The 24,288-nt window shown below is 53.1% G+C and carries 18 protein-coding genes and 1 riboswitch; of the genes, 16 read left to right on the forward strand and 2 right to left on the reverse strand.

Annotated elements, in window-relative coordinates; all coding sequences use genetic code 11:
* The first annotated feature begins 15 nt into the window (after window positions 1-15).
* The 16 genes from DXD12_RS05450 to DXD12_RS05525 all read left to right on the forward strand — a co-directional run bounded on the left by DXD12_RS05450 (window position 16) and on the right by DXD12_RS05525 (window position 20,963).
* On the forward strand, window positions 16-2,031 hold the full coding sequence (locus DXD12_RS05450) for a V-type ATP synthase subunit I (protein WP_118637746.1): 2,016 nt from the start codon (window positions 16-18) through the stop codon (window positions 2,029-2,031).
* 2 nt (window positions 2,032-2,033) lie between these two features.
* Window positions 2,034-2,501 carry a V-type ATP synthase subunit K gene (locus DXD12_RS05455; RefSeq protein ID WP_022358667.1) on the forward strand — a complete coding sequence of 156 codons (468 nt, stop codon included), beginning with the start codon at window positions 2,034-2,036 and terminating at the stop codon, window positions 2,499-2,501.
* 45 nt (window positions 2,502-2,546) lie between these two features.
* Window positions 2,547-3,140, forward strand: a complete 594-nt coding sequence (locus tag DXD12_RS05460) for a V-type ATP synthase subunit E (RefSeq protein ID WP_118493578.1) — start codon at window positions 2,547-2,549, stop codon at window positions 3,138-3,140.
* A 27-nt stretch (window positions 3,141-3,167) separates the two neighbouring features.
* Window positions 3,168-4,142, forward strand: coding sequence for a V-type ATPase subunit (locus DXD12_RS05465; RefSeq protein WP_107000827.1), 975 nt, complete (start codon window positions 3,168-3,170; stop codon window positions 4,140-4,142).
* Window positions 4,135-4,455 (forward strand): V-type ATP synthase subunit F, encoded by a 321-nt coding sequence (locus DXD12_RS05470; RefSeq protein ID WP_107000826.1) that lies wholly within the window; start codon window positions 4,135-4,137, stop codon window positions 4,453-4,455. Before DXD12_RS05465 ends, DXD12_RS05470 begins: the two co-directional genes overlap by 8 nt.
* Window positions 4,456-4,479: 24 nt before the next feature.
* A complete protein-coding gene (locus tag DXD12_RS05475) occupies window positions 4,480-6,249 on the forward strand; it encodes a V-type ATP synthase subunit A (protein WP_118493575.1) in 1,770 nt (589 codons plus the stop codon).
* Entirely contained in the window at window positions 6,250-7,623 is a 1,374-nt protein-coding gene (locus tag DXD12_RS05480; protein WP_118637748.1) for a V-type ATP synthase subunit B, read from the forward strand. It begins immediately after the preceding gene.
* A 113-nt stretch (window positions 7,624-7,736) separates the two neighbouring features.
* Complete coding sequence (locus DXD12_RS05485; protein WP_118637750.1) at window positions 7,737-8,408, forward strand: V-type ATP synthase subunit D; 672 nt, start codon at window positions 7,737-7,739, stop codon at window positions 8,406-8,408.
* Between the two features lie 184 nt (window positions 8,409-8,592).
* The gene (locus DXD12_RS05490) at window positions 8,593-9,834 is read left to right on the forward strand and encodes a family 10 glycosylhydrolase (RefSeq protein WP_118637752.1); all 1,242 of its coding nucleotides are present in this window, start codon (window positions 8,593-8,595) and stop codon (window positions 9,832-9,834) included.
* 294 nt (window positions 9,835-10,128) lie between these two features.
* A complete protein-coding gene (locus DXD12_RS05495) occupies window positions 10,129-11,049 on the forward strand; it encodes an NTP transferase domain-containing protein (RefSeq protein WP_118637754.1) in 921 nt (306 codons plus the stop codon).
* 195 nt (window positions 11,050-11,244) lie between these two features.
* Window positions 11,245-12,486 carry a hypothetical protein gene (locus DXD12_RS05500; protein ID WP_118637756.1) on the forward strand — a complete coding sequence of 414 codons (1,242 nt, stop codon included), beginning with the start codon at window positions 11,245-11,247 and terminating at the stop codon, window positions 12,484-12,486.
* Between the two features lie 424 nt (window positions 12,487-12,910).
* A complete protein-coding gene (locus DXD12_RS05505) occupies window positions 12,911-15,391 on the forward strand; it encodes a hypothetical protein (RefSeq protein ID WP_118637758.1) in 2,481 nt (826 codons plus the stop codon).
* Between the two features lie 290 nt (window positions 15,392-15,681).
* Entirely contained in the window at window positions 15,682-16,974 is a 1,293-nt protein-coding gene (locus DXD12_RS05510) for a UDP-N-acetylglucosamine 1-carboxyvinyltransferase (protein ID WP_022359474.1), read from the forward strand.
* A 96-nt stretch (window positions 16,975-17,070) separates the two neighbouring features.
* Window positions 17,071-17,214, forward strand: a riboswitch (SAM riboswitch).
* Between the two features lie 78 nt (window positions 17,215-17,292).
* A complete protein-coding gene (metK, locus tag DXD12_RS05515; RefSeq protein ID WP_022359473.1) occupies window positions 17,293-18,480 on the forward strand; it encodes a methionine adenosyltransferase in 1,188 nt (395 codons plus the stop codon).
* A gap of 268 nt (window positions 18,481-18,748) precedes the next feature.
* Window positions 18,749-20,224 (forward strand): HAMP domain-containing sensor histidine kinase, encoded by a 1,476-nt coding sequence (locus DXD12_RS05520; protein ID WP_118569976.1) that lies wholly within the window; start codon window positions 18,749-18,751, stop codon window positions 20,222-20,224.
* 49 nt (window positions 20,225-20,273) lie between these two features.
* Window positions 20,274-20,963 carry a response regulator transcription factor gene (locus tag DXD12_RS05525; protein WP_022359471.1) on the forward strand — a complete coding sequence of 230 codons (690 nt, stop codon included), beginning with the start codon at window positions 20,274-20,276 and terminating at the stop codon, window positions 20,961-20,963.
* Between the two features lie 195 nt (window positions 20,964-21,158).
* Here the strand turns inward: DXD12_RS05525 and DXD12_RS05530 are convergent, their stop codons facing one another.
* The gene (locus tag DXD12_RS05530; RefSeq protein WP_118637760.1) at window positions 21,159-21,971 is read right to left on the reverse strand and encodes a radical SAM protein; all 813 of its coding nucleotides are present in this window, start codon (window positions 21,969-21,971) and stop codon (window positions 21,159-21,161) included.
* Between the two features lie 2 nt (window positions 21,972-21,973).
* On the reverse strand, window positions 21,974-24,277 hold the full coding sequence (gene pflB, locus DXD12_RS05535; RefSeq protein WP_347561367.1) for a formate C-acetyltransferase: 2,304 nt from the start codon (window positions 24,275-24,277) through the stop codon (window positions 21,974-21,976).
* Window positions 24,278-24,288: the final 11 nt, after the last annotated feature.

A 24,288-nucleotide genomic window follows, 5' to 3' on the forward strand; every position in this document is an offset into this window, starting at 1 on the left:
TGGAGGGATGTAGATATGGCAGTATTGCAGATGCAAAAGCTATGTATCTGTGCCCTGAAGAAGGACCGTAAGTCCCTGATGGAGTTTCTGCAGGCTGCCGGAGTGCTGGAGCTCTCTGCGGAGGCGGAGCCGGACGAGGTATTTAAGCGGACGGACACGCTGGAGGATCGGCAGAAGTTTGAGCGGAATGCGGCGACGGCGGATCGCGCATTGGAAGTGCTTGCCGCGGTGGTTCCGGAGGAAACATCGATGCTTGCTGGGCTTGCCGGAAAGCCGCTTGCAAAGGCAGGCGCGTACCGGGAGACGGAGGCGAACGCAGAGGCGCTTTTAGGTCAGGCGGAACGCATTTTGAACCTGCAAAAGCAGATCACGGAGGAAAAGACTGCGGCGCTTAGACTGCTGGCGGAGGCGGAAAGCCTGAGACCGTGGCAGAAGCTGGAGATTCCACTTGCGTATCAGGAGACGAAACGGTGTGCTATCTTAGCTGGCGCGGTCGGCGGAGGCGCTTATACGCAGGAAGAAATTTACGCTTCGGTGGCAAAACAGGAGCCGCAGCTTGAAAAATGGGAGCTGGAGGTTGTCGGAAGCGATGCCGACCAGACCTGCATTGCGGTAATTTGCCTGAAAGAGGACGAGGAGAAGCTGGAGACAGCACTCCGGTCGATTGGATTTGCCCGTCCGGCGCGTCCGGTGGAGGAAGTTCCGGCAGCTTACGCTAAGAAACTCAAAGCGCAGGCGGCAGAGCATGAGGGACGCGCGGCAGCGACGGAAGAAGAACTGAAACAGTGCGCTCCGGCGAGGGAAGATTTGAAATTGTTATCCGACTATTACCGCCTGCGGGCACAGAAGTATGAGGCGCTCGGCGAGATCTTACAGTCGGAAAAAACGTGTATGATCACGGGATTTATCCCGAAGCGCGATGCGAAAGGACTGGAGGAGAAGCTGAATAGCCGGTTTGAACTTGCAGTGGAAAGTTCGGATGTGCCGGAGGATGAGGAAGCACCGGTGCTTCTCTCCAACGGAACCTTCGCGGCGTCGGCGGAGGGCGTGACCGCGTCCTTTGGCTTACCGGCGAAGGGGGAGATGGACCCGACCGGCATCATGGCAGCGTGCTATGTATTTTTGTTTGGTCTGATGCTTTCAGATGCGGCATACGGATTTATTGTATTTTTGATGTGCTTCCTGGCACTTAAGAAATTCCCAAGGATGGAAGAAAACCTGCGGAAATCACTGCGGCTCTTTATGTACTGCGGACTTTCGACCCTGTTCTGGGGCGTCATGTTCGGCGGTTATTTCGGAGATGCGGTGGACATCGTGAGCCGGACATATTTTGGACATACGGTGACGATACCGGCGCTCTGGTTTGTCCCGCTAAATGACCCGATGAAGCTTTTGGTTTATTCGATGTTATTTGGCGTGATTCACTTATTCCTGGGGCTGGGACTGAAAGGATATATGCTCTTAAAGGATGGCAAGGTTGTGGATTTTATCTGCGACGTGGTACTCTGGTACCTCCTGCTTCTGGGGCTGATCCTGATGCTGCTTCCGACGGAACTGTTTGGTTCCATCGCGCAGATGAATATCGTATTCCCGCCGGTGCTTAATTCGCTGGCAAAGGGAATGGCGATCGTGGGCGCGCTGGGAATTCTGGTGATGTCGGCGCGCGACAAGAAGAATCCGATCCTGCGGCTGGCGCTTGGCGCATATGATTTGTACAATATTACCGGATGGGTGTCGGATGTGCTTTCCTACTCGCGCCTTCTGGCGCTCGGACTGGCAACCGGCGTTATCGCATCGGTTATCAACCAGATGGGAAGTATGGTTGGAAATAATGTATTTGGCGTGATTGTATTTATACTGGTATTTTGCTTCGGACACCTGTTTAACCTGGCGATCAACCTGCTCGGCGCGTATGTGCATACCTGCCGTCTGCAGTACGTCGAGTTTTTCGGAAAGTTCTATGAGGGTGGCGGAAAGGCGTTCCGTCCGTTTAAGCAGATAACAAAATACGTGGAAATCAAGGAGGATTAAATATGAGCGGAATTGTATTTGCATTGTTGGGAGTTGCAGTGGCGGTTATTCTTGCAGGTATGGGTTCAGCCTACGGCGTAGGCGTGGCAGGTCAGGCAGCAGCCGGAGTCGTAACCGAGGATCCGGATAAATTCGCGAAGGTGCTTCTGCTCCAGCTGCTTCCGGGTACCCAGGGTATCTACGGTCTGCTGGTTGGTTTCATCGCTCTTTCTAAGATTGGTCTTCTTGGCGGCGGCGCTGACATGAGCATGTCGATCTCCCAGGGACTCTTATATCTGGCAGCATGCCTTCCGATCGGCGTGGTTGGTCTGGTATCGGCGAGACATCAGGGAAGAACGTCGGTTGCTTCCATCGGTATCGTAGCGAAGAAACCGGAACAGTTTGGTAAAGCGATGCTGTTCCCGGCGATGGTTGAGACCTATGCGATTCTGGCACTTCTGGTTTCGATTCTGGCAATCAATGCACTGTAATCTGGCACGGCGGAAAGAATCAAAATCAGTTAAGGAGTGAAGCGTATGAATGGATTAGATAAGATTATTGCTCAGATCCTTGACGATGCAAAGCAGGAATCGCTTGCGATTCGGGAAAAAGCAGCCGGTGAAGCGGAGACGACTCTTGCGGCAGCCGGTGAAAAGGTAAAAAAGCTGGAGGAAGAGCAGGCGAAATCGGCGGCGCAGCGTGAAAAAAGCTATGAGGAACGGCTTCGTTCTTCGGCGGCGCTAAAGAAGCGCCAGGCGATCCTTGCGGAAAAGCAGGCGATCATCGAGGAAATGCTTGCGGCGGCACACAAGGAGCTGCTGGCAAAGCCGGATGAGGCGTATTTTGCATGGATGGAGCAGCTTCTTTCCCGGTTCGTGACGGATCGGGCAGGAGAAATCTATGTTTCAAAACGTGATTTAGAGCGGATGCCGGATGATTTTCCGGCAAAGATAGAGAAGGCAGCGCAGGAAAAGGGCGGAAGCCTGGTACTGAAAAAAGAACCGAGGGAGATCGACGGGGGCTTTGTTCTGGTGTATGGCGGTGTCGAGGAAAATTGTTCTGCCGGGGCGTTGTTTGCGTCGCAGCGGGATGAGCTGGCGGACAAGGTACATGCGATGCTGTTTGGATAACGGCGGGAGAAGGTAAGGAGGGCTTATATGTCTGATACAAAATATGCCTACGCGGTCGCCCGGATCCGGGCACTGGAAAATGGGCTTTTTTCCTCCGCACAGATTGAACAGCTGCTGTCCGTAAAAAGCTACGAGGGGGCGCTGCGTTTCCTGACCGAACACGGCTGGGGGGATGCAGATACACCGCTCAGCGCGGAGGCGATCCTGACCCGGGAGAAGGCGAAATCCTGGGAGACGGTCCGCGACCTTTTGAAGGGCGACGACGCGATCCTGGCAGTGCTTTCCTACGGGGATCTCTACCACAATTTAAAGGCGGCGATCAAGGATGCAGCGGCGCCGGGCAGCCACGGCAATGTCTATTTTGACGACTGCGAGGTGGACGGCGCGCGGATGTCGAAGATCGTGGCGGAGAAGGACTGGCAGGCGCTTCCGGCACATATGCGGGAGGCGGCGAAGGAAGCCAGCGAGACATTTCTGCACACGGGCGACGGGCAGCTCTGCGATATCATTGTTGACCGGTCGGCGCTCGCAGCTATCTATGAGTGCGGAAAGAATGCGTCCGACGCGATCATCCGCGATTATGCCGAGACAACGGTCGCGGTGGCGGATATCAAGATAGCGGTGCGCTCCCAGAAGACGGGAAAACATCTGGATTTTATGCGGCGCGCGATGGCACCGTGCGATAGCTTGAATATCGAGCGCCTGTCACAGGCGGCTCTTGGCGGTGTCGGCGCGATCTGCGAGTATCTGGAAGGAACCCGCTATGGGGGCGGCGCGCAGGCATTAAAGGAATCGCCGTCGGCGTTTGAGCGGTGGTGTGACAATCAGCTGATCGAGACGATCAAGCCGCAGAAATACAACCCGTTTACGGCGGGACCGCTGGTTGCCTATATACTGGCGAAGGAAAATGAGATCAAAACGGTCCGTATCATCCTGACCGCCCGTCTGAACGGTCTTGAGGAGGAACAGATTCGGGAAAGGATAAGGGAGATGTATGTATAAGGTTGCAGTAGTCGGAGATTACGACAGCATCTACGGATTTGCGGCGCTGGGACTGGAGACATTTCCGGTGTCCGATGTAAATGAGACGGAGAAAGTATTTCTGGAACTGGCTTCTGGTTCCTACGCGGTGATCTATATCACCGAGGCGGCGGCTGCCGGGATTGAGACAGCCATCGACCGCTACCGGGAACAGCCGCTTCCGTCCGTGATCCTGATTCCGGGGATTTCCGGGAATACGGGAAAAGGCGTGGAGTCGGTCAAGCATTCGGTGGAACAGGCAGTTGGATCGGATATTCTGTTTGGAGATGCATGATAGAAAGGTGGGTGAAACCTTCCAATGAGCAAAGGAACGATAAAGAAGGTAGCAGGACCGCTGGTTATCGCCAGCGGGATGCGGGATGCCAATATGTTTGACGTCGTCCGCGTCAGCGACGAACGTCTGATTGGCGAGATCATAGAGATTCACGGAGATGAAGCGTCGATTCAGGTATATGAGGAGACTTCCGGTTTAGGACCTGGCGAGCCGGTAGAGTCGATGGATGTGCCGCTTTCGGTTGAACTGGGACCGGGACTCCTGACGAGTATCTACGATGGAATCCAGCGACCGCTGGACGATATCATGAAGGAGACGGGCAGCAACAACTTAAAGCGCGGCGTTGAGGTTCCGTCCTTAAAGCGTGATAAGAAATGGCAGTTTGTGCCGACCGTGAAAGCGGGCGACAGCGTGGAAGCAGGCGACATCATCGGTACCGTGCAGGAGACGCTGATCATTGAGCATAAAATTATGGTGCCGTATGGTGTAAAAGGTACGGTCAAAGAGATCAAGAGCGGTGAATTTACGGTGGAGGAAACCGTAGCGCTCATTGAGACGGAAAACGGCGAAAAAGAGCTTACGATGATGCAGAAATGGCCGGTTCGGCGCGGACGTCCGTACCAGACGAAGCTGCCGCCGATAAAACCGCTGATCACCGGACAGCGTGTCGTTGACGCATTTTTCCCGATCGCCAAGGGCGGCGTGGCAGCTGTGCCGGGACCGTTCGGAAGCGGCAAGACCGTCATCCAGCATCAGTTAGCGAAATGGGCAGAGGCGGACATTGTTGTTTACATCGGCTGCGGTGAGCGCGGCAACGAGATGACGGATGTTTTAAATGAGTTCCCGGAGTTAAAGGATCCAAAGACCGGGCACTCCCTGATGCAGCGGACCGTGCTGATTGCCAATACTTCGGATATGCCGGTAGCAGCCCGCGAGGCATCAATTTACACGGGTATTACGATCGCAGAGTATTTCCGCGACATGGGTTATTCGGTGGCACTGATGGCGGATTCCACCTCCCGATGGGCGGAGGCGCTGCGAGAGATGTCGGGCCGTCTGGAAGAGATGCCAGGCGAGGAAGGTTATCCGGCCTACTTAGGAAGCCGTCTGGCACAGTTCTATGAGCGTGCAGGTCATGTCATCTGCCTTGGCAGGGACGGACGCGAGGGCGCCCTGTCCGCAATCGGAGCCGTATCCCCGCCAGGCGGCGATATTTCCGAGCCGGTTTCCCAGGCGACGCTGCGTATCGTCAAGGTATTCTGGGGACTCGATTCAGCGCTGGCATACAAGCGCCATTTCCCGGCGATCAACTGGCTGACCAGCTATTCCCTGTATGTGGACAATCTGGGAAAATGGTTTGATGAGAATGTATCGGATGAGTGGATGAGCTGCCGCCAGGGTCTTATGAGCCTTCTGCAGGAAGAGGCAGAGCTGGAGGAGATCGTAAAGATGGTCGGCATGGATGCATTGTCCCCGATCGACCGCCTGAAAATGGAAGCGGCGCGCTCGATCCGTGAGGATTTCCTGCATCAGAACTCCTTCCATGAGATTGACACGTATACACCATTGCAGAAACAGTTCCGCATGATGAAGCTGGTGCTGGCGTTCTATGAGCAGTCGAAGAAAGCGCTGGAAGGCGGCGCTTCCATCCAGAATCTCATCAAGATGCCGGTGCGCGAGCAGATCGGACGTTTTAAATATACGAAAGCAGAAGACGTGGAGAAAGAGTATCAGGCGGTCCTCGATGAACTTGCGAAAGAGGTTGCCGATGCGGCTGGAAAGGGGGCATTCTAAATGCCGAAAGAATATAGAACCATACAGGAGGTTGCAGGTCCTCTGATGCTGGTGCAGGGCGTGGAAAATGTTACCTATGACGAGTTGGGTGAGATCGAGCTGGCGAGCGGCGAAAAGAGACGCTGCAAGGTGCTGGAGATCGACGGCGGCAATGCGCTGGTACAGCTTTTTGAGAGTTCCACGGGTATCAACCTTTCAAATAGTAAGGTGCGTTTTTTAGGCAGAACGATGGAACTTGGCGTATCGGAGGATATGCTGGGACGCGTCTTTGACGGTCTGGGCAATCCAATCGACGGCGGTCCGGAGATCCTGCCGGAGGAACGCCGCGATATCAATGGTCTGCCGATGAACCCGGCGGCGAGAAGCTATCCGCAGGAGTTTATCCAGACGGGTGTTTCTGCGATCGATGGTCTGAATACACTGGTTCGCGGTCAGAAATTGCCGATTTTCTCGGCGTCCGGTCTGCCGCATGCGAATCTGGCAGCCCAGATTGCGAGACAGGCGAAGGTGCGCGGCACGGACGAACCGTTTGCCGTTGTCTTCGCGGCGATGGGTATCACCTTTGAGGAAGCGCATTTCTTTACCGAGAGCTTTAAGGAGACGGGCGCGATCGACCGTACCGTCCTGTTTATCAACCTGGCAAACGATCCGGCGGTTGAGCGTATCGCGACCCCGCGTATGGCGCTGACGGCTGCCGAGTATCTGGCATTTGAGAAAAATATGCACGTTCTCGTTATCCTGACGGATATCACGAACTACGCGGATGCGCTGCGAGAGATTTCGGCTGCCCGCAAGGAAGTTCCGGGACGCCGTGGTTATCCGGGTTATATGTACACGGATCTTGCATCCCTGTATGAGAGAGCTGGACGCCAGAGAGGCAAGAATGGTTCGATCACGATGATTCCGATCTTAACCATGCCGGAGGATGACAAGACGCACCCGATCCCGGACTTAACCGGATATATTACCGAGGGACAGATTATCTTAAGCCGTGATCTGTACCGTAAGGGCATCACACCGCCGATTGACGTACTTCCGTCGCTGTCCCGTCTGAAAGATAAGGGAATCGGCGAGGGCAAGACGCGTGCCGACCATTCGAACACCTTAAACCAGCTCTTTGCGGCGTATGCGCGCGGCAAGGAAGCGAAGGAACTCATGGTGATCCTAGGCGAGGCGGCATTGTCCGATGTTGACTTAATCTATGCAAAATTTGCGGACGCCTTTGAAAAAGAATATGTTTCACAGGGCTACAATATGGACCGCGATATCGAGGAGACGCTGCGGATTGGCTGGAAACTGCTTTCCATCCTGCCCAGAAGCGAGCTGAAACGTATCGATGAGAAGTATCTGGATCTGTATTATGGGAAAGAGTAAAAATGCCTGTGCATGGCGGATGCGCTTGAAAACGAAAGTGGCGTGTCATAACGCGGCTGCGGGAGCTGGCGGATCTGTCGTGACAAAGTGATTGCAGGAGAGAGGTGGTACGCATGGCATCGACACAGGTCAACCCGACCCGAATGGAGCTTACGAGGCTGAAAAAGAAGCTGGCGACAGCCACGCGGGGACATAAACTGCTGAAGGATAAGCGGGATGAGCTGATGCGCCAGTTCCTGGATCTGGTCCGGGAAAATATGGCGCTGCGCCAGAAAGTGGAGTCGGGCATCCGGAGTGCGAATGTGAATTTCGTCATCGCTAAAGCCGGGATGTCCGAGCAGGCGTTAAATACCGCGCTTGCCGCGCCGAAACAGGCGGTTTATCTGGAAGCAGACAAGAAAAACGTAATGAGCGTCGATATTCCGGTGTTCCATTATAAGACCCGGACGGCGGATGAGAACGATATTTACTCGTATGGATTTGCGTTTACTTCGAGCGATCTGGACGGGGCAGTCAAGTCGCTGGCGGACATTCTGCCGGATATGCTGCGGCTGTCTGAGACAGAGAAAGCCTGCCAGCTCATGGCAGCCGAGATCGAGAAAACGCGCCGGAGAGTCAATGCGCTGGAACACGTAATTATTCCGGAGGCGCGCAAAAATATCAAATATATCACGATGAAGCTGGATGAAAATGAGAGAAGCACGCAGATCCGCCTGATGAAGGTGAAGGATATGATGCTGGAGGAGAAGCATCATTATAAGGAGAAGCGGGAGCTTTGTTCGTGATGATGAAAATGCCTCTTCTGGCGGCTTTAGGGCTGTCAGGGGAGGCTTTTTGCACATAGTTGTGAAAATGACGGACCTCGCGGGCTCGTCCCTGTGTATTGGAAAAATAAAAGAGACAGAAAAAAGTAAAGTATTTATTGGAAATATTTGGTAGAATAGGAGGAAATGAGGGGAGGAATTTTGCATGGCAAAGCAGGTACAGAGGGCGATCGGCTGGGTGGCAGCATTTCTTTTGGCGGTGGGGATGTTGTTCCTGCCGGTTTCGAAGGCGTATGCGGGTCCGGTATCGGGCGGCAGTCCTGGAAGTGGAGAGATGAGAGGTGTCTGGGTTTCGTATCTGGACTGGAATGGATGGGCGAAGGATGAGGCTGGATATAAGAAAGCGATGGATCAGACACTGGACCTCTGTGTACAGAAGGGGTTAAATGCGGTTTTCCTACAGGTTCGCCCGGATGGAGATGCGATGTATCCGTCACAGTATTTCCCGTGGTCGAAATTTGCCTCTGGAAAACAGGGAAAGAATCCGGGGTATGATCCGCTGGCATATGCGGTGCAGGCGGCGCATCAGCGGGGCTTGCAGCTTCATGCGTGGATCAATCCGTACCGGATCACGGGGTATCTGAACCGTTATTCGGATCTGTGTGCGTCAAATCCGGCGATCGCGTGGGCGAAGGACGGGGACAGTTCGAATGACCGGTGGGTATTGTGCCAGAATGGTGAGTATTATTACAATCCGGCGATTCCGCAGGTGCGCCAGCTGATTATTAACGGTGTGAAAGAGATCGTGACGAATTATGAGGTGGACGGCATCCATTTTGATGATTATTTCTATCCGAATCTCGATGACAGCAAGGCGGAAACATGGTTTGATTATCCGGAGTACCAGGCGGGCGGCACATCGCTGAGTGTGGCGGCGTGGAGACGGAATAATGTCAATGAGCTGGTAAGGGGCGTTTACAGTGTGGTCAAGTCGATCCGTCCGCAGGCATTGTTCGGTATCAGCCCGGAGGGATATTTACAGAACCTCCGAAAAGATACCCGCCAGTTTACAGATGTGGATGCGTGGATGACCCAGAGCGGCTATGTGGATTACCTGATGCCGCAGATTTACTGGGGATTTGAGGCGAAGCAGAACGGCCAGGCAGCGGGCTATGCGTTTGCAAACTGCCTGAATGAGTGGGTGACGCTGAAAAAGAAGGGCAATGTGAAGCTGTATGTCGGTCTGGCGCTCTATAAGACCGGAACAGATGCAGTGGACGGCAACGAGGTGCCGGAGTGGCAGCGGTATCATGATATCATGAAGCGCGAGGTGCAGGCTGGACGGGCAACCGGACAGGTGAGCGGTTACTGCTTCTATGATTTATCGTCCCTGACGCGTGCGGCGGCAGCGGAGGAAGTGGCGAACGTGACGGCGCTGTTCCATTAAGTGCTCCATGATAGTTACTGTTCACGCATACGTGCCCAGTAACGGAATTTGCCGTGGCTTCGCATTTAAATACGGCAAATTCCTGCTGCCACCACGTTTTCTTACGGCACTTTCGGTTCCCAAAGTGCCTACCCGTGAACGGTAACCATGATACCTTGTTGGGGAAATGGAAACCCCTGTGGATGATTGCAACCACAGGGGTTCTGTGCTATACTGGACATACGATTGCAGTAAAAATGTTGTTGTTTACATAATGTTCAGATGGCAGCAAATATACGGACGAGGAGAGGGAAGATGAAAAAAACAGCACTTGTCATTATGGCAGCCGGAATCGGAAGCCGTTTTGGCGGAGGGATCAAACAGCTGGAGCCGGTGGGTCCGAATGGGGAGATCATTATGGATTACTCTATCCATGACGCGCTGGAAGCTGGATTTGACCGGATTATCTTTGTGATCCGTCATGATTTGGAGGAGGACTTCAAAGAAGTGATCGGGAACCGGATTGAGAAGATTGCGCCGGTGACATACGCATTCCAGGAGCTTTCGGATGTACCGGAGGGATTCAGTGTCCCGGCAGACCGGAAAAAACCGTGGGGAACTGGACAGGCGATTTTGAGCATTCGCGGACTGGTCGAAGAGCCATTTCTGGTGATCAATGCGGATGATTATTATGGAAAAGAAGTGTTCCGAAAGATTCATACATACATGGTGGAACAGATGGACGTGAACGCACCGGTGTATGATATCTGCATGGGCGGCTTTATTCTGGCAAATACGCTCAGCGAGAACGGCGGCGTGACACGCGGCGTCTGTGAGGTGGGCGAGGGAGAGATTTTAAAACGCGTAACCGAAACCTACAATATCCAGAAGACAGCGGACGGCATGACGGCGACGGACAAAGAGGGGAATCCGGTTTCGGTTCAGGAGAACCAGCATGTATCGATGAATATGTGGGGACTCACACCGGGCTTTGTGGAGGAGCTGGAAAAAGGATTTCCAGAGTTTCTTGCGGGGCTGAAAGAGGGCGACGTGAAGTCGGAGTACCTGCTTCCGACGATTATCGATCAGATGATCCACGACGGGCGCGCAAGGGTGAAACTTCTGGAGACGCACGACTGCTGGTTTGGTGTGACCTACCGTGAGGATAAGGAGAGCGTGACGGAGTCGATCCGGGCGCTGATCCGTGATGGCGTGTACCCGGAAAAACTGTTTTGATAATTTGAGGAACAGTTTAAAGAAACAGAATTATTTGAAAAGATAAAACATCATGAGAACGATACTGCGAAATGGTGCAGCTGATTCGGCTGTGCAGAGGATAACGTGAAAAACGGTACGTGAGAATAACATGATACGCATAAATCCTGCATAGGATACCATGTAAGCCTTGAATTAAGGGGGAATGGCAGTCCGATGCAGGATTTTGCATATTTTAAGAGTCTTTATCCGGCTGCATGTAAGCAGATGCAGCTTTGCGTGGAAGCGGTCTGTGATGAGCTGGAGTATGAGGGGAGTCCCATCTATGATGAATATCCGGATCGGATCTTTCTGGAAAAACTGACAAAACGGGCACTGGAAAAATGGCAGAAGGTTTATCCGGCTGGAACGGAAAGGACGGATACACTGACGACCTATATAAAGGCGGCGGACGTGGGCACCGTATCCACAGAAGAAGGAACGGCGATGGTGGAAAATTCCCTGAAAATAGATTCTCCTGGTGGAGAAAGAGAAGAGAATCTGGCGGGAACCAGCATACAGCCGCATCTTCCTGGAAATGATGTATGGTATGGACCACTTCGGGGCGAACAGAAGGGCGGAAACGCTGGATATATGGTGTGGGAGGCGGATGAGCCGAATCTGACCGCGCAGGAGCGCCGTCCATGGAGTCCGCCGCCGGGACCGCGCCCGGGAGGACCGGGAAATCCGTGGGGACCGCCGCCTCCGCCGCCGGGACCGCGCCCGGGAGGACCGGGAAATCCGTGGGGACCGCCGCCCCCGCCGCCGGGACCGCGCCCGGGAGGACCGGGAAATCCGTGGGGACCGCCGCCCCCGCCGCCGGGACCGCGCCCGGGAGGACCAGGAAATCCGTGGGGACCGCCGCCCCCGCCGCCGGGACCGCGCCCGGGAGGACCGGGAAATCCGTGGGGACCGCCGCCCCCGCCGCCGGGACCGCGCCCGGGAGGACCAGGAAATCCGTGGGGACCGCCGCCCCCGCCGCCGGGACCGCGCCCGGGAGGACCGGGAAATCCGTGGGGACCGCCGCCCCCGCCGCCGGGACCGCGCCCGGGAGGACCAGGAAATCCGTGGGGACCGCCGCCCCCGCCGCCGGGACCGCGCCCGGGAGGACCGGGAAATCCGTGGGGACCGCCGCCCCCGCCGCCGGGACCGCGCCCGGGAGGACCAGGAAATCCGTGGGGACCGCCGCCCCCGCCGCCGGGACCGCGCCCGGGAGGACCGGGAAATCCGTGGGGACCGCCGCCCCCGCCGCCGGGACCGCGCCCGGGAGGACCAGGAAATCCGTGGGGACCGCCGCCCCCGCCGCCGGGACCGCGTCCGGGGAGACCGGGGAATCCGTGGGGAGCGCCGCTTCAGGATTTTCTTCAGGTTTTATTAATGAATGAGCTGCAGGAGCGAAGACGGTGTCGGAAGTGCTGAAATGGCAATTTTCAGGTGTGAATTTTCTGAATTAAAATGCGGTAACATCCAGTTGTGACAACGAATTTTATCGATTTGGAAATACTGTTCACGGGTAAGCACTTTTGAAACCGAAAGTGCCGTAAGAAAACGTGGTGGCAGCAGGAATTTGCCGTATTTAAATACGAAGCCACGGCAAATTCCGTTACTGGGCACGTATGTGTGAACAGTAACACAATCGGAGTTCTTACAAATCATAGAAATTCTGGAATTTGAAGCCTGCTTGTGTTATACTGAAACAAAGGCTGCCGCCGGGACAGATGGGTGCCTGCGGCAGTTTTTGGCGTGCATGACAAAACGGAAACAGTTCGGCGGGTAGATTTTCCTGTACCTGTGAAGATACGGAACTGGTATGGTGGAGCGATAAAAGGAATTGATTTGATATATGAAGAAAAACCTGAAAAAGATACTGATTTTACTGATCTTATTTGTGCTGGCAGCAGCCGGTTATTTTACCTGGTCCTGGATGCAGCTGCGGGAGGATGGGGCAGTCTATACTTCGATTGAGGACGCGAACCTTCCAGTCGCTTATGTGAATATTCTGGGGCGGCGGATGAACGAGCTGGACGGTTTCGTGGAGGACAGCCAGAAAGCGGCTGGACGCGGGGATCTGACGCTGCTTCCGGCAGACCGGAAACTGTCGGTGACGATCGACAAGCTGGACTCCCAGATTACGGGGATGCAGTATGAGATCCGCAGTCTGGACGGCGAACGTCTGGTAGAACGGACAACGCTTGACCACTGGGAACAGTCAGGGGAAGAGGTTTCTGCGGAGCTTCCGATCCAGAACCTTCTGACGGAGGAAAGCGAATACCGCTTAACGATTGCGATCGCGACGGAAAAGCACCCGGCGATCTATTTTTACACGCGCGTGATGTGGCAGCAGGAGAGCCGTGTGCAGGAGATGGTCGATCTGGCGGTGTCCTTTTCTGAAAAGACGTTTGATTATGATTCAGCGAGGGAGCTGACGACCTATCTGGAGACGGATCCGAATGCGGATAACAGTTCGTTGGGACATGTGACGTTAAAAAGCGATTTCAGCCAGCTGACCTGGAAAGGGCTTTCGATGGAGCGGGTCAGCGAACCGGAAATTCATCTGCGGGAGCTGCAGGGCATCATTGGGACGATCGATTTAAAGTATGTTGTAAGTGAGATGAAGGATGGCAAGGCGGCTGCTTATTACGATGTGATCGAGAGCTTCACGATGAAGCTGGGCGCACAGCGCATCTACATGATGAATTATGACCGCCGCGCGGACCAGATTTTTACGGGGGAGAGCAGCGCCTATTCTGGTGACCGGATTCAGCTGGGGGTTTCGGATGCGGAGGATCTGCAGTCGATGCAGGATGAAGCGGGGAAATACCGTGCCTTTGTGGCAAACCGGGCGCTCTGGATTTATGATACAGGAAAAAAAGAGAGCACAAAGGTATTTGCGTTCCGCAAGAGTGAGAATGATACGAGGGTCAATTATGATACCTACGGAATCAAGATTCTGGATGTGAGCGAGGCAGGCCAGATTGATTTTGCCGTGTACGGCTATATGAGCCGCGGTAACCACGAGGGAACGACGGGAATCGCGCTATACCGCTATGAGACTGCGGGAAATGCCCTGACAGAGCGGCTGTATCTGCCGGCATCGACCGATTACGGCAACCTGCGCCAGGATATCAACCAGCTGTGCTACTTAAGCGGCGGGCAGACGCTGTATGTGCTGATGAACCATGCGGTTTACAGTGTCGATCTGACGGGAAAAGAGTACATGGTGGTGGCAGATGGCCTGACGGAGGAAAATTTTGCAGTCAGCACGGATGCCTCCCGGATTGCGTGGCAGGATGGGGCGGATATTTACCGTTCGACCAAGCTGCATGTCATGAATCTGGAGACAGGCAAGAAGGATGAGATTTCCTTCCCGGATCAGACCGTGATCCGGCTGATCGGATTTGTCGGAACCGACTTAGTCTACGGGCTTGCCCATCCGAACGAGCAGCTTACGATGGATGGACGCGTGACGGGGCTTCCGCTGTATGCGGTCGAGATCGTCGGCAGCAATATGGAGATGGAGACCCGCTATGAGAAGCCGGGTGTCAGCCTGGTGGATGTGCGGATTCAGGACAGCCGGGTTCATCTGTCACGGATGCGCCAGATAGGAAGCGGCTATCAGCCGATGGACGAGGACACGCTGGTCTGTAATGAGGAAGTGTCGAAAGATCCACTGGATGGAATCGCTACGTTAAATGACAGTGCAAAGGGGCGTCTCTACTGCGTCAAGCTGGATGCAGGCAAGACGGCACGGAGCACGAAGGTGCATGTTCCGAAGCAGGTGGCAGCAGAAGAAAATGATGTGATTGTGCTTCAGAACAATGGCGCGGCTGCACAGCGGATTTACAGTGCCTACAGCGAGGGACGCTTGAAAGGCTCATATGCGGAATTTTCCAGCGCGGTGCAGGCAGCTTACGATGGCATGGGACTCGTAACGGATGAAAATGACCGGGTTGTCTGGGTGAGAGCAAACCGGAGCGACGCGAAGACGATCCGCGACGTCCAGAATATGGCGGGAACCGTCAGCCGCTATCTGTCGGATATGGCGGACGGAAAGGCGACCTCCTCGGATGGCACAGAGTTAATCGACGCACGCGGGCTGACGCTGAACCAGATTCTCTACTTTGTCTACGCGGGCATGCCGGTGGTGGCATATCTGGGAGACGGAAGCTATGGTCTGATCTGTGGATACGACGCGTACAACATCTCCTGTCTCTGGTATCCGGGCACGGAATTTGCCTACACGGATAAGATGGGACTCAACGATGCAGCGGCATTTTTCGAGGGAAACGGAGGCAATGATTTCATTTGTTTCCTTGCCAATTAAGGGAAAAACGGAAATTACTGTTCACGGGTAGGCACTTTTGGAACCGAAAGTGCCGTAAGAAAACGTGGTGGCAGCAGGAATTTGCCGTATTAAAATGCGAAGCCACGGCAAATTCCATTACTGGGCACATATGCGTGAACAGTAATAAACGGAAAGCCAGTGCTTTACAAATTGAGATGTTATGATATAATCATGTAGATAACATGATATAAATTTAAGAAAATATTAAAGATTTGAGGCGCCGTCTGGCGCGTGTAAGTATCGTAAGATAATAGATTTTGAGGTGCAGAATGGAACAATTTATTATGAAGGGCGGAAATCCGCTGGTAGGCGAAGTGACTATCAGCGGAGCGAAGAATGCGGCGCTGGGAATCTTGGCGGCATCGATTCTGACTGACGAGGATGTTTTAATAGAAAATCTGCCGGACGTGCGTGATATCAACGTGTTTCTGGAGGCTGTTTCGGAGATTGGCGCGATGGTAGACCGGATTGACCGGCACACTGTCCGCATCAATGCGAAGGGGATTCATGCGATCCATGTGGATGACGAGTACATCCGCCGGATCCGGGCTTCCTACTATTTTATTGGCGCCCTGCTTGGCAAGTATAAAAGCGCACAGGTTCCGCTTCCGGGCGGATGCAACATCGGCAGCCGTCCGATCGACCAGCATTTAAAGGGCTTCCGTGCCCTCGGTGCGAAGGTACAGGTGGAAAATGGCGCGGTGCTCGCACATGCGATTGATTTAGTTGGTACCCATATTTATCTGGATATGGTGTCGGTCGGCGCGACGATCAATATCATGATGGCAGCGACGCTGGCAGAGGGCGAGACGATCATCGAGAATCCGGCGAAAGAACCACATGTCGTCGATGTGGCGAACTTCTTAAACAGCATGGGAGCCAATGTCAAGGGTGCCGGAACCGACGTGATCCGCATCCGCGGCGTCCACAAGCTGCATGGAACCGAATATTCGATCATCCCGGACCAGATCGAGGCAGGTACATTTATGTGTGCGGCAGCGATCACCCGCGGCGACGTGATGGTACAGAATGTCATTCCGAAGCATCTGGAAGCAATTTCTGCGAAGCTTATCGAGATGGGCTGTGAGGTGACGGAGTTTGATGAGGCGGTTCGTGTTGTGGGACGCCCGAGCCATGTGCATACCGATATCAAGACACTTCCGTATCCGGGATTTCCGACTGATATGCAGCCGCAGATCACCGTGACACTGGCACTGGCAGAGGGAACCAGTGTAGTGACCGAGAGTATTTTTGAAAACCGTTTTAAATATGTGGACGAACTTGCCCGCATGGGTGGACGCATCAAGGTTGAGGGCAATACCGCGATCATTACCGGCGTGAAGAAGCTGACTGGAGCACAGGTGGAGGCACCAGATCTGCGCGCAGGCGCTGCCCTGGTCATTGCGGGGCTGGCAGCGGAAGGATATACGACCGTTGATGAGATCGGTTATATCCAGAGAGGCTATGAGCATTTTGAGAAGAAGCTGCAGGGACTTGGCGCGGTGATCGAGAAAGTCGATTCCGAGAAAGAGGCGCAGAAGTTCAGACTCAAAGTGGGCTGATAAAAAAGAATGCGGTGTCACATATTGCTTGACAGACACCGCGGAGTATGTTATCGTACTGTTGAAACTTTTAACAATTAAAAAGTTCGTATATATCCCTTATTCAGAGTGATGGAGATACAAAGGATCTATGAAGTCACGGCAACCCCGTTACATGGGACTGAAAATTGGTCTCAGCAGGGAACGGAAGGTGCCAGCCTGAGCGAGGAACCGGGAGATCGGTTTATCGAGCAATAAGAGGATTTGATCGAGATAATCAAGTCCGTGTTGCTGCGGACTTTTTTTATGTCTTACGACAAACTTATCAAAGGAGGAAATATGGAGAGATTACTTTTTACATCTGAATCAGTAACCGAAGGACATCCGGATAAAATGTGTGATCAGATTTCCGATGCGATTCTGGACGCGCTCTTAGAGCAGGATCCGATGAGCCGTGTGGCTTGTGAGACGGCGACGACAACCGGTCTGGTTATGGTTATGGGCGAGATCACAACGAAAGGCTATGTGGATATCCAGAAGGTAGTCCGCAATACCGTCCGTGAGATCGGTTATGACCGTGCGAAATACGGTTTTGACTGTGATACCTGCGGCGTGATCGTGGCACTGGACGAGCAGTCCCCGGATATCGCGATGGGAGTTGATAAAGCGCTGGAAGCAAAAGAGAACAAGATGACCGACGAGGAGCTGGAGGCAATCGGTGCCGGCGATCAGGGTATGATGTTTGGTTATGCGACCAACGAAACGGATGAATATATGCCATATCCGATTTATCTGGCACACAAACTGGCACGCCAGCTGACCAAGGTCCGCAAAGACGGAACCCTGCGCTACCTGCGCCCGGACGGCAAGACACAGGTAACCGTAGAGTACGATGAGAACGGCAAACCATCCCGTCTGGATGCAGTGGTTCTTTCCACCCAGCATGACGAGGAAGTAACCCAGGAGCAGATCCATAAGGATATTAAAAAATATGTATTTGACGAGATTCTGCCGGCAGAGATGGTTGATGAGAATACAAAATTCTTTATCAATCCGACCGGACGTTTCGTTATCGGCGGTCCGCATGGAGACAGCGGTCTGACCGGACGTAAGATCATTGTGGACACCTACGGCGGCATGGCGCGTCACGGTGGCGGCGCATTCTCCGGAAAAGACTGCACAAAAGTGGATCGTTCTGCTGCATACGCAGCCCGCTATGTTGCGAAAAACATCGTAGCAGCCGGACTGGCAGACAGATGTGAGATTCAGCTTTCCTATGCGATCGGTGTTGCACAGCCGACCTCCATCATGGTAGATACATTCGGAACCAGCAAGTTGCGTGAGGATCAGCTGGTTGAGATGATCCGCAAGCACTTTGACCTGCGTCCGGCTGGCATCATCAAGATGCTTGACCTGCGCCGCCCGATCTACAAACAGACGGCTGCATACGGACATTTCGGCCGCGACGATCTGGATCTTCCGTGGGAGAAGCTGGATAAGGTGGATGAATTAAAGGCGTATCTGTAAGAGTAGGAAACGCTGCAGGGGTATCTGCCCGTAAAAAATCATAAGATCAGAACGAGGGGGCTGCCGCTTTTGCGGCAGTCTTTTTTATTACACAAAAAGGCACATGCTTTTTTATTTATAATACTTTTAGAGACGTAATCTGCAAAATATGATACACTATTTGTGGAAGATATCAGGAGCAAAAGCGCAGAAGTCCGACGCAGTTTTGCGGGAGGATTTTTGTAGGGGCAATCTGGTATCAGACCGGGTAATGACTGGAGGAAATAGGATGAAGATACGCACACGTCTGGCGATTGCTTTTGTGACGATTACGGTCGTTCCGATTGTGCTCATATTTGTGGCGGCGTTCGGACTCGTAAACTATCAGGAGCATCTGTTTCAGAAAACATACGGGCTGTCGGAGCAGATCGATCTGCTCTCCGGCAATCAGACACAGGTGTTTAACCGGCTGACGCAGGGAATCCAGGAGGAGATCCGCGAGGCGGTCGGGAAAAATACAGATTTATTTGAAGAACCGGCTTATTTGAGCAAGGTCAATGAAGAACTGCGCGATAAATATTCGTATCTGGTCATCCGCAAGGGCAAGGACATCACATTCTGCGGAAGCGAGGATGGACGCGAGCTCTGCGAACGGCTGGCGCCGTACGGTGATCAGGGAAGTATGGCAGGCAGTATTTACATGGATGGCGAGGAACAGCATCTGGTCAAACAGATCGATTTCCGGTTTTCAGATGATTCACAGGGCAGTGTGTTCATCGTGACGAACGTCGGGGATTATGTGCCGGAGATCAAGGCGCTGCTCGGAGAGATGCTGCTTCTCGGCGTGCTGATCATCAGTTTTATGGGCGGTCTGCTGATCATGTGGATCTACCGTTCTCTGCTGCGTCCGCTGCACAAGCTGCAGGAGGCGACCAAGCAGATCCGGGATGGAAATCTGGACTTTACGCTCGATGTGGATGATGAAGATGAGATCGGAATGCTCTGCCAGGATTTCGAGGAGATGCGCCTGCGTCTCAAGGAATCGCAGGAAGAAAAACTCCAGTACGACAAGGAGAGCAAAGAGCTGATCAGCAATATTTCCCATGATCTGAAGACTCCGATCACGGCGATCAAGGGGTATGTGGAAGGCATTCAGGATGGCGTGGCTTCTTCACCTGAGAAATTGAATAAATATATTCGGACGATTTATAATAAAGCAAACGATATGGATCGATTGATTGACGAGCTGACGTTCTATTCGAAGATTGATACGAACAAGATTCCGTACAACTTTTCAAAGATCAATGTGGCGGAATATTTTGGTGATTGTGTTGAGGAAGTTGGTCTGGATATGGAGACGCGCGGCATCGAGCTGGGATATTTCAACTATGTGGACGAGGATGTGGTCGTGATCGCGGACGCGGAGCAGATGAAGCGAGTGATCAACAACATTATCGGAAATTCGCTCAAATATCTGGACAAGAAAAAGGGTATTTTAAATATCCGCATCAAGGATGACGGCGATTTTATCCAGGTCATCATCGAGGACAACGGAAAGGGAATCGCGGCGAAAGATCTGCCGTATATTTTTGACCGTTTCTACCGGACGGACTCGTCGAGAAATTCGTCCAAGGGCGGCAGCGGCATCGGGCTTTCGATCGTAAAGAAGATTATCGAAGATCACGGCGGACGCATCTGGGCGACCAGCAAGGAAGGCATCGGAACGGAGATCCATTTCGTTTTGCGCAAGTATGTCGGGGCATAGTGATTTGAAGTTTGGTCGTTTAAATAAAAACAGCAGGAGGAATTCACAGATGAGCAGAATATTAATCGTAGAAGACGAGGAGAGTATTGCAGAGCTGGAAAAAGATTATCTGGAGCTTTCTGGTTTTGAGGTTGAGATAGAAAATAATGGAGAAACGGGACTGAAACGCGGCATGGAGGAAGATTTTGACCTTCTGATTCTTGATCTGATGCTGCCAGGGGTCGATGGCTTCGAGATCTGCAAGAAGATCCGGGAAGTAAAAAACACACCGATCATCATGGTATCTGCGAAAAAGGACGATATTGACAAGATCCGCGGTCTGGGACTGGGCGCGGACGATTATATCACGAAACCATTCAGTCCGAGCGAGATGGTGGCGCGTGTCAAGGCGCATCTGGCGCGTTATGAGCGCCTGATCGGCAGCGGTATGCCGGAAAATGAGATCATCGAGATCCGGGGACTCAAGATTGATAAGACTGCCCGCCGCGTTTACATCAACGGCGAGGAGAAGAACTTCACGACGAAGGAATTTGACCTGCTGACCTTTTTAGCACAGAACCCGAACCATGTATTTACCAAGGAAGAACTCTTCCGCGAGATCTGGGATATGGAGTCGTTGGGAGATATCGCGACGGTTACCGTGCATATTAAGAAGATCCGTGAGAAGATCGAGTTCAACACGGCGAAACCGCAGTATATTGAGACGATATGGGGCGTTGGATACCGGTTTAAAGTCTGATGACTGGATAAGCCACATAAAAACGACCCTTGGGAAACGCAAACAGGAGCGCTTTCCAAGGGCCGTTTTATATTTCATAGGAAATTGCGTCCTATGAAATATAAAATGCTCCGCGAGGATGCGCACTCGCACGAAGCAGAAACATGTCGCAAGCGACCGCGCGAGACGCCCGAATGTGCCAAGGCACATTCTTTTTCATCCCAACAGGATTTGGTTTGCCCGCTTCAGATCGTTCTCGTCCGGGATACGGATGCCGGACAGGGAATAGGGAATGCCAAGCGTTTCCCATTTATAGATGCCGAGTGTATGGTAGGGGAGAATTTCTACCTTTTCCACATTTGAAAGTGTGTCCAGAAATGCACGGATTCCATGCAGGTTGGCCGGATCATCGGTAATGCCGGGGACTAAAACATGCCGGACCCACATGGGCTTATGAATCTGGTCTAAAAACCGGGCAAAGGAAAGAATGGATTCGTTGGAGTGCCCAGTCAGAAGACGATGTTTTTCCAGATCGATGTGTTTCAGATCCAGAATAACAAGATCGGTGTGCTCTAAAAGCGTGGTCAGGCGGGAAAAGAAAGGTTCGGCGGTGGTAAATGGCTGTCCCGCGGTGTCCAGTGTGGTGTGAATGTGCTGTTCTTTGGCAAGCTGGAAAAATTCACATAAAAAGTCAGCTTGAAGGAGCGGTTCTCCGCCGCTGACGGTGATGCCGCCGCCCCCGCGCCAGTAACTCCGGTAGCGGAGTGCCTGGCGAAGAAGTGCTTCCGGGGTGATTTCCTGCGAACCGATGTGTTTAGATGGGCAAGAAACGCCTTTGGAAAGAGCGGATGTGCCGGAAGTGTGGGTGGAGGCGTCCGGGAGGGGAAGTCCCTTTGGCAGTACCCATGTATCCGGATTGTGGCAGTAGCGGCAGCGCATGAGACAGCCCTGCATGAATACCACGAAGCGGACACCGGGACCGTCTACGGAGCCGAAGGTATCGATGGAATGAATATAACCGGTATGCATCGTTACAGCACCTCGTGGCAGGTACGGGCGATCACGTCGAGCTGCTGTTCTCTGGTCAGATTGATAAATTTAACGGCATATCCGGAAACACGGATGGTGAAGTTGGCATATTCCGGTTTCTCCGGGTGTTCCATCGCGTCTTTCAGTTTTTCGATTCCAAAGACATTTACATTTAAATGATGCGCGCCCTGATCAAAATATCCGTCCAGGACGTGAACCAGGTTGTTTTTCCGTTCTGTCTCGGAGTGACCGAGCGCCCCCGGTGCAATCGTTTCCGTGTTGGAGATGCCGTCGAGCGCATATTCATATGGAAGCTTTGCGACCGAGTTTAAAGAAGCGAGCAGACCGTTCTGCTCTGCGCCGTAGGAAGGAGTTGCGCCCGGGGCAAACGGGGTGAATGCCGGCCGTCCGTCCGGAAGTGCACCGGTTGCCTTGCCATATACAACATTGGAGGTGATCGTGAGGATCGAGGTGGTTGCCTCGGAATTCCGGTAGGTGTGGTATTTTTTTACCTTATGTAAAAAGGTTTTTAACAGCCATACGGCAATCTCGTCGGCGCGGTCATCATCATTTCCGTAGCGTGGGAAATCGCCCTCTGTCTCAAACTTGCGGGCGATGCCGTATTCATCACGGATGACCTTCACTTTTGCATACCGGATCGCGGAGAGAGAATCGACCACGTGGGAGAAACCGGCGATTCCGGTGGCAAAGGTACGCCGGACATCCGTGTCGATCAACGCCATCTCAGCGGACTCATAGTAATATTTATCGTGCATATAGTGAATCAAATTGAGGATATTCACATAAATGCCCGCCAGCCAGTCCAGCATCTGATCGTATTTATGCATGACTTCCTGATAATCGAGGTATTCGGATGTGATCGGCGTATACGCCGGACCAACCTGCATCGGGCGTCCGTCTTTGGTAGTGTATTTCTCGTCTCTTCCTCCGTTGATGGCATAGAGAAGGCATTTGGCAAGATTGGCACGGGCGCCGAACAGCTGCATTTCCTTGCCTGTCTGGGTGGCGGAGACGCAGCAGCAGATGCTGTAGTCGTCCCCCCAGATCGGACGCATGACATCGTTGTTTTCATACTGGATCGAGGATGTGTTGATGGAGATTTTGGCAGCATATTTCTTAAATGCCTCTGGCAGGCGGGAAGAGTAAAGAACGGTCAGGTTTGGTTCCGGGGACGGTCCCATATTTTCCAGCGTATGTAAAAAGCGGAAATCGTTTTTCGTTACCATCGGACGCCCGTCTTGTCCTAGACCGGCAACCTCCAGCGTCGCCCAGACCGGATCGCCGGAGAAAAGTTGGTTGTAGGATGGGATCCGGGCAAATTTTACCATGCGGAATTTCATTGTCATATGGTCGATTAATTCCTGCGCCTCGGCTTCGGTCAGTGTTTGTTCTGTTAAATCCCGGTTGATGTAGATATCAAGGAAGGTGGAAACGCGTCCGACACTCATGGCGGCACCGTTCTGGGTCTTAACGGCAGCGAGGTAACCGAAGTAGAGCCACTGGACGGCTTCTTTGGCATTGGAAGCCGGACGGGAGATATCAAAACCATAGATGGCAGCCATCTCCTGAATGCCCTTTAGAGCGCGGATCTGCTCGGCGATCTCTTCCCGCTGGCGGATGATGTCATCAAACATGGCGCCATTTCCACAGCGTTCCAGATCCTTTTTCTTTTCCTGAATTAGGAAATCAATTCCGTACAGGGCGATCCGGCGGTAGTCGCCTACGATCCGGCCGCGTCCATAGGTATCCGGAAGCCCGGTGACGATATGGCAGTGGCGGGCGGTTTTCATTTCCGGGGTATATGCATCGAAGACGGCCTGGTTGTGGGTTTTATGGTATTCGGTAAAGATTTTATGAAATTTTGGATTGACATGGTAGCCGTAGGTTTCGGCGGCTTCCTCCGCCATCTTGATTCCGCCGAACGGCATAAAAGCCCGCTTGAGTGGTTTGTCGGTCTGAAGTCCGACGATGCGTTCCAGATCTTTAAGCTCCGGATCGATATATCCCGGACCATATGCAGTCAGGCTGGATACGATTTCAGTTTCGCATTCGATCACACCGCCCTTTTTGCGCTCTTCCTTCTGAAGCTTTTGAAGGTGTTCCCAGAGCAGATGAGTGGCACTGGTCGGGGCAGCGAGAAAGCTTTCATCGCCATCATATTGCGTATAGTTGTTCTGGATGAAATCGCGGACGTTCACTTCGTCGGTCCATTTGGAGCCCAGAAAACCTCTCCAGGCCGTTTGGAAGATAGGTGTGTTTTGGAATGTTTGATACATAGCAGACATGTGTTTCCCTC

It is taken from the genome of Clostridium sp. TF11-13AC (assembly GCF_003481065.1).
Taxonomy (GTDB): domain Bacteria; phylum Bacillota; class Clostridia; order Lachnospirales; family Lachnospiraceae; genus Otoolea; species Otoolea fessa.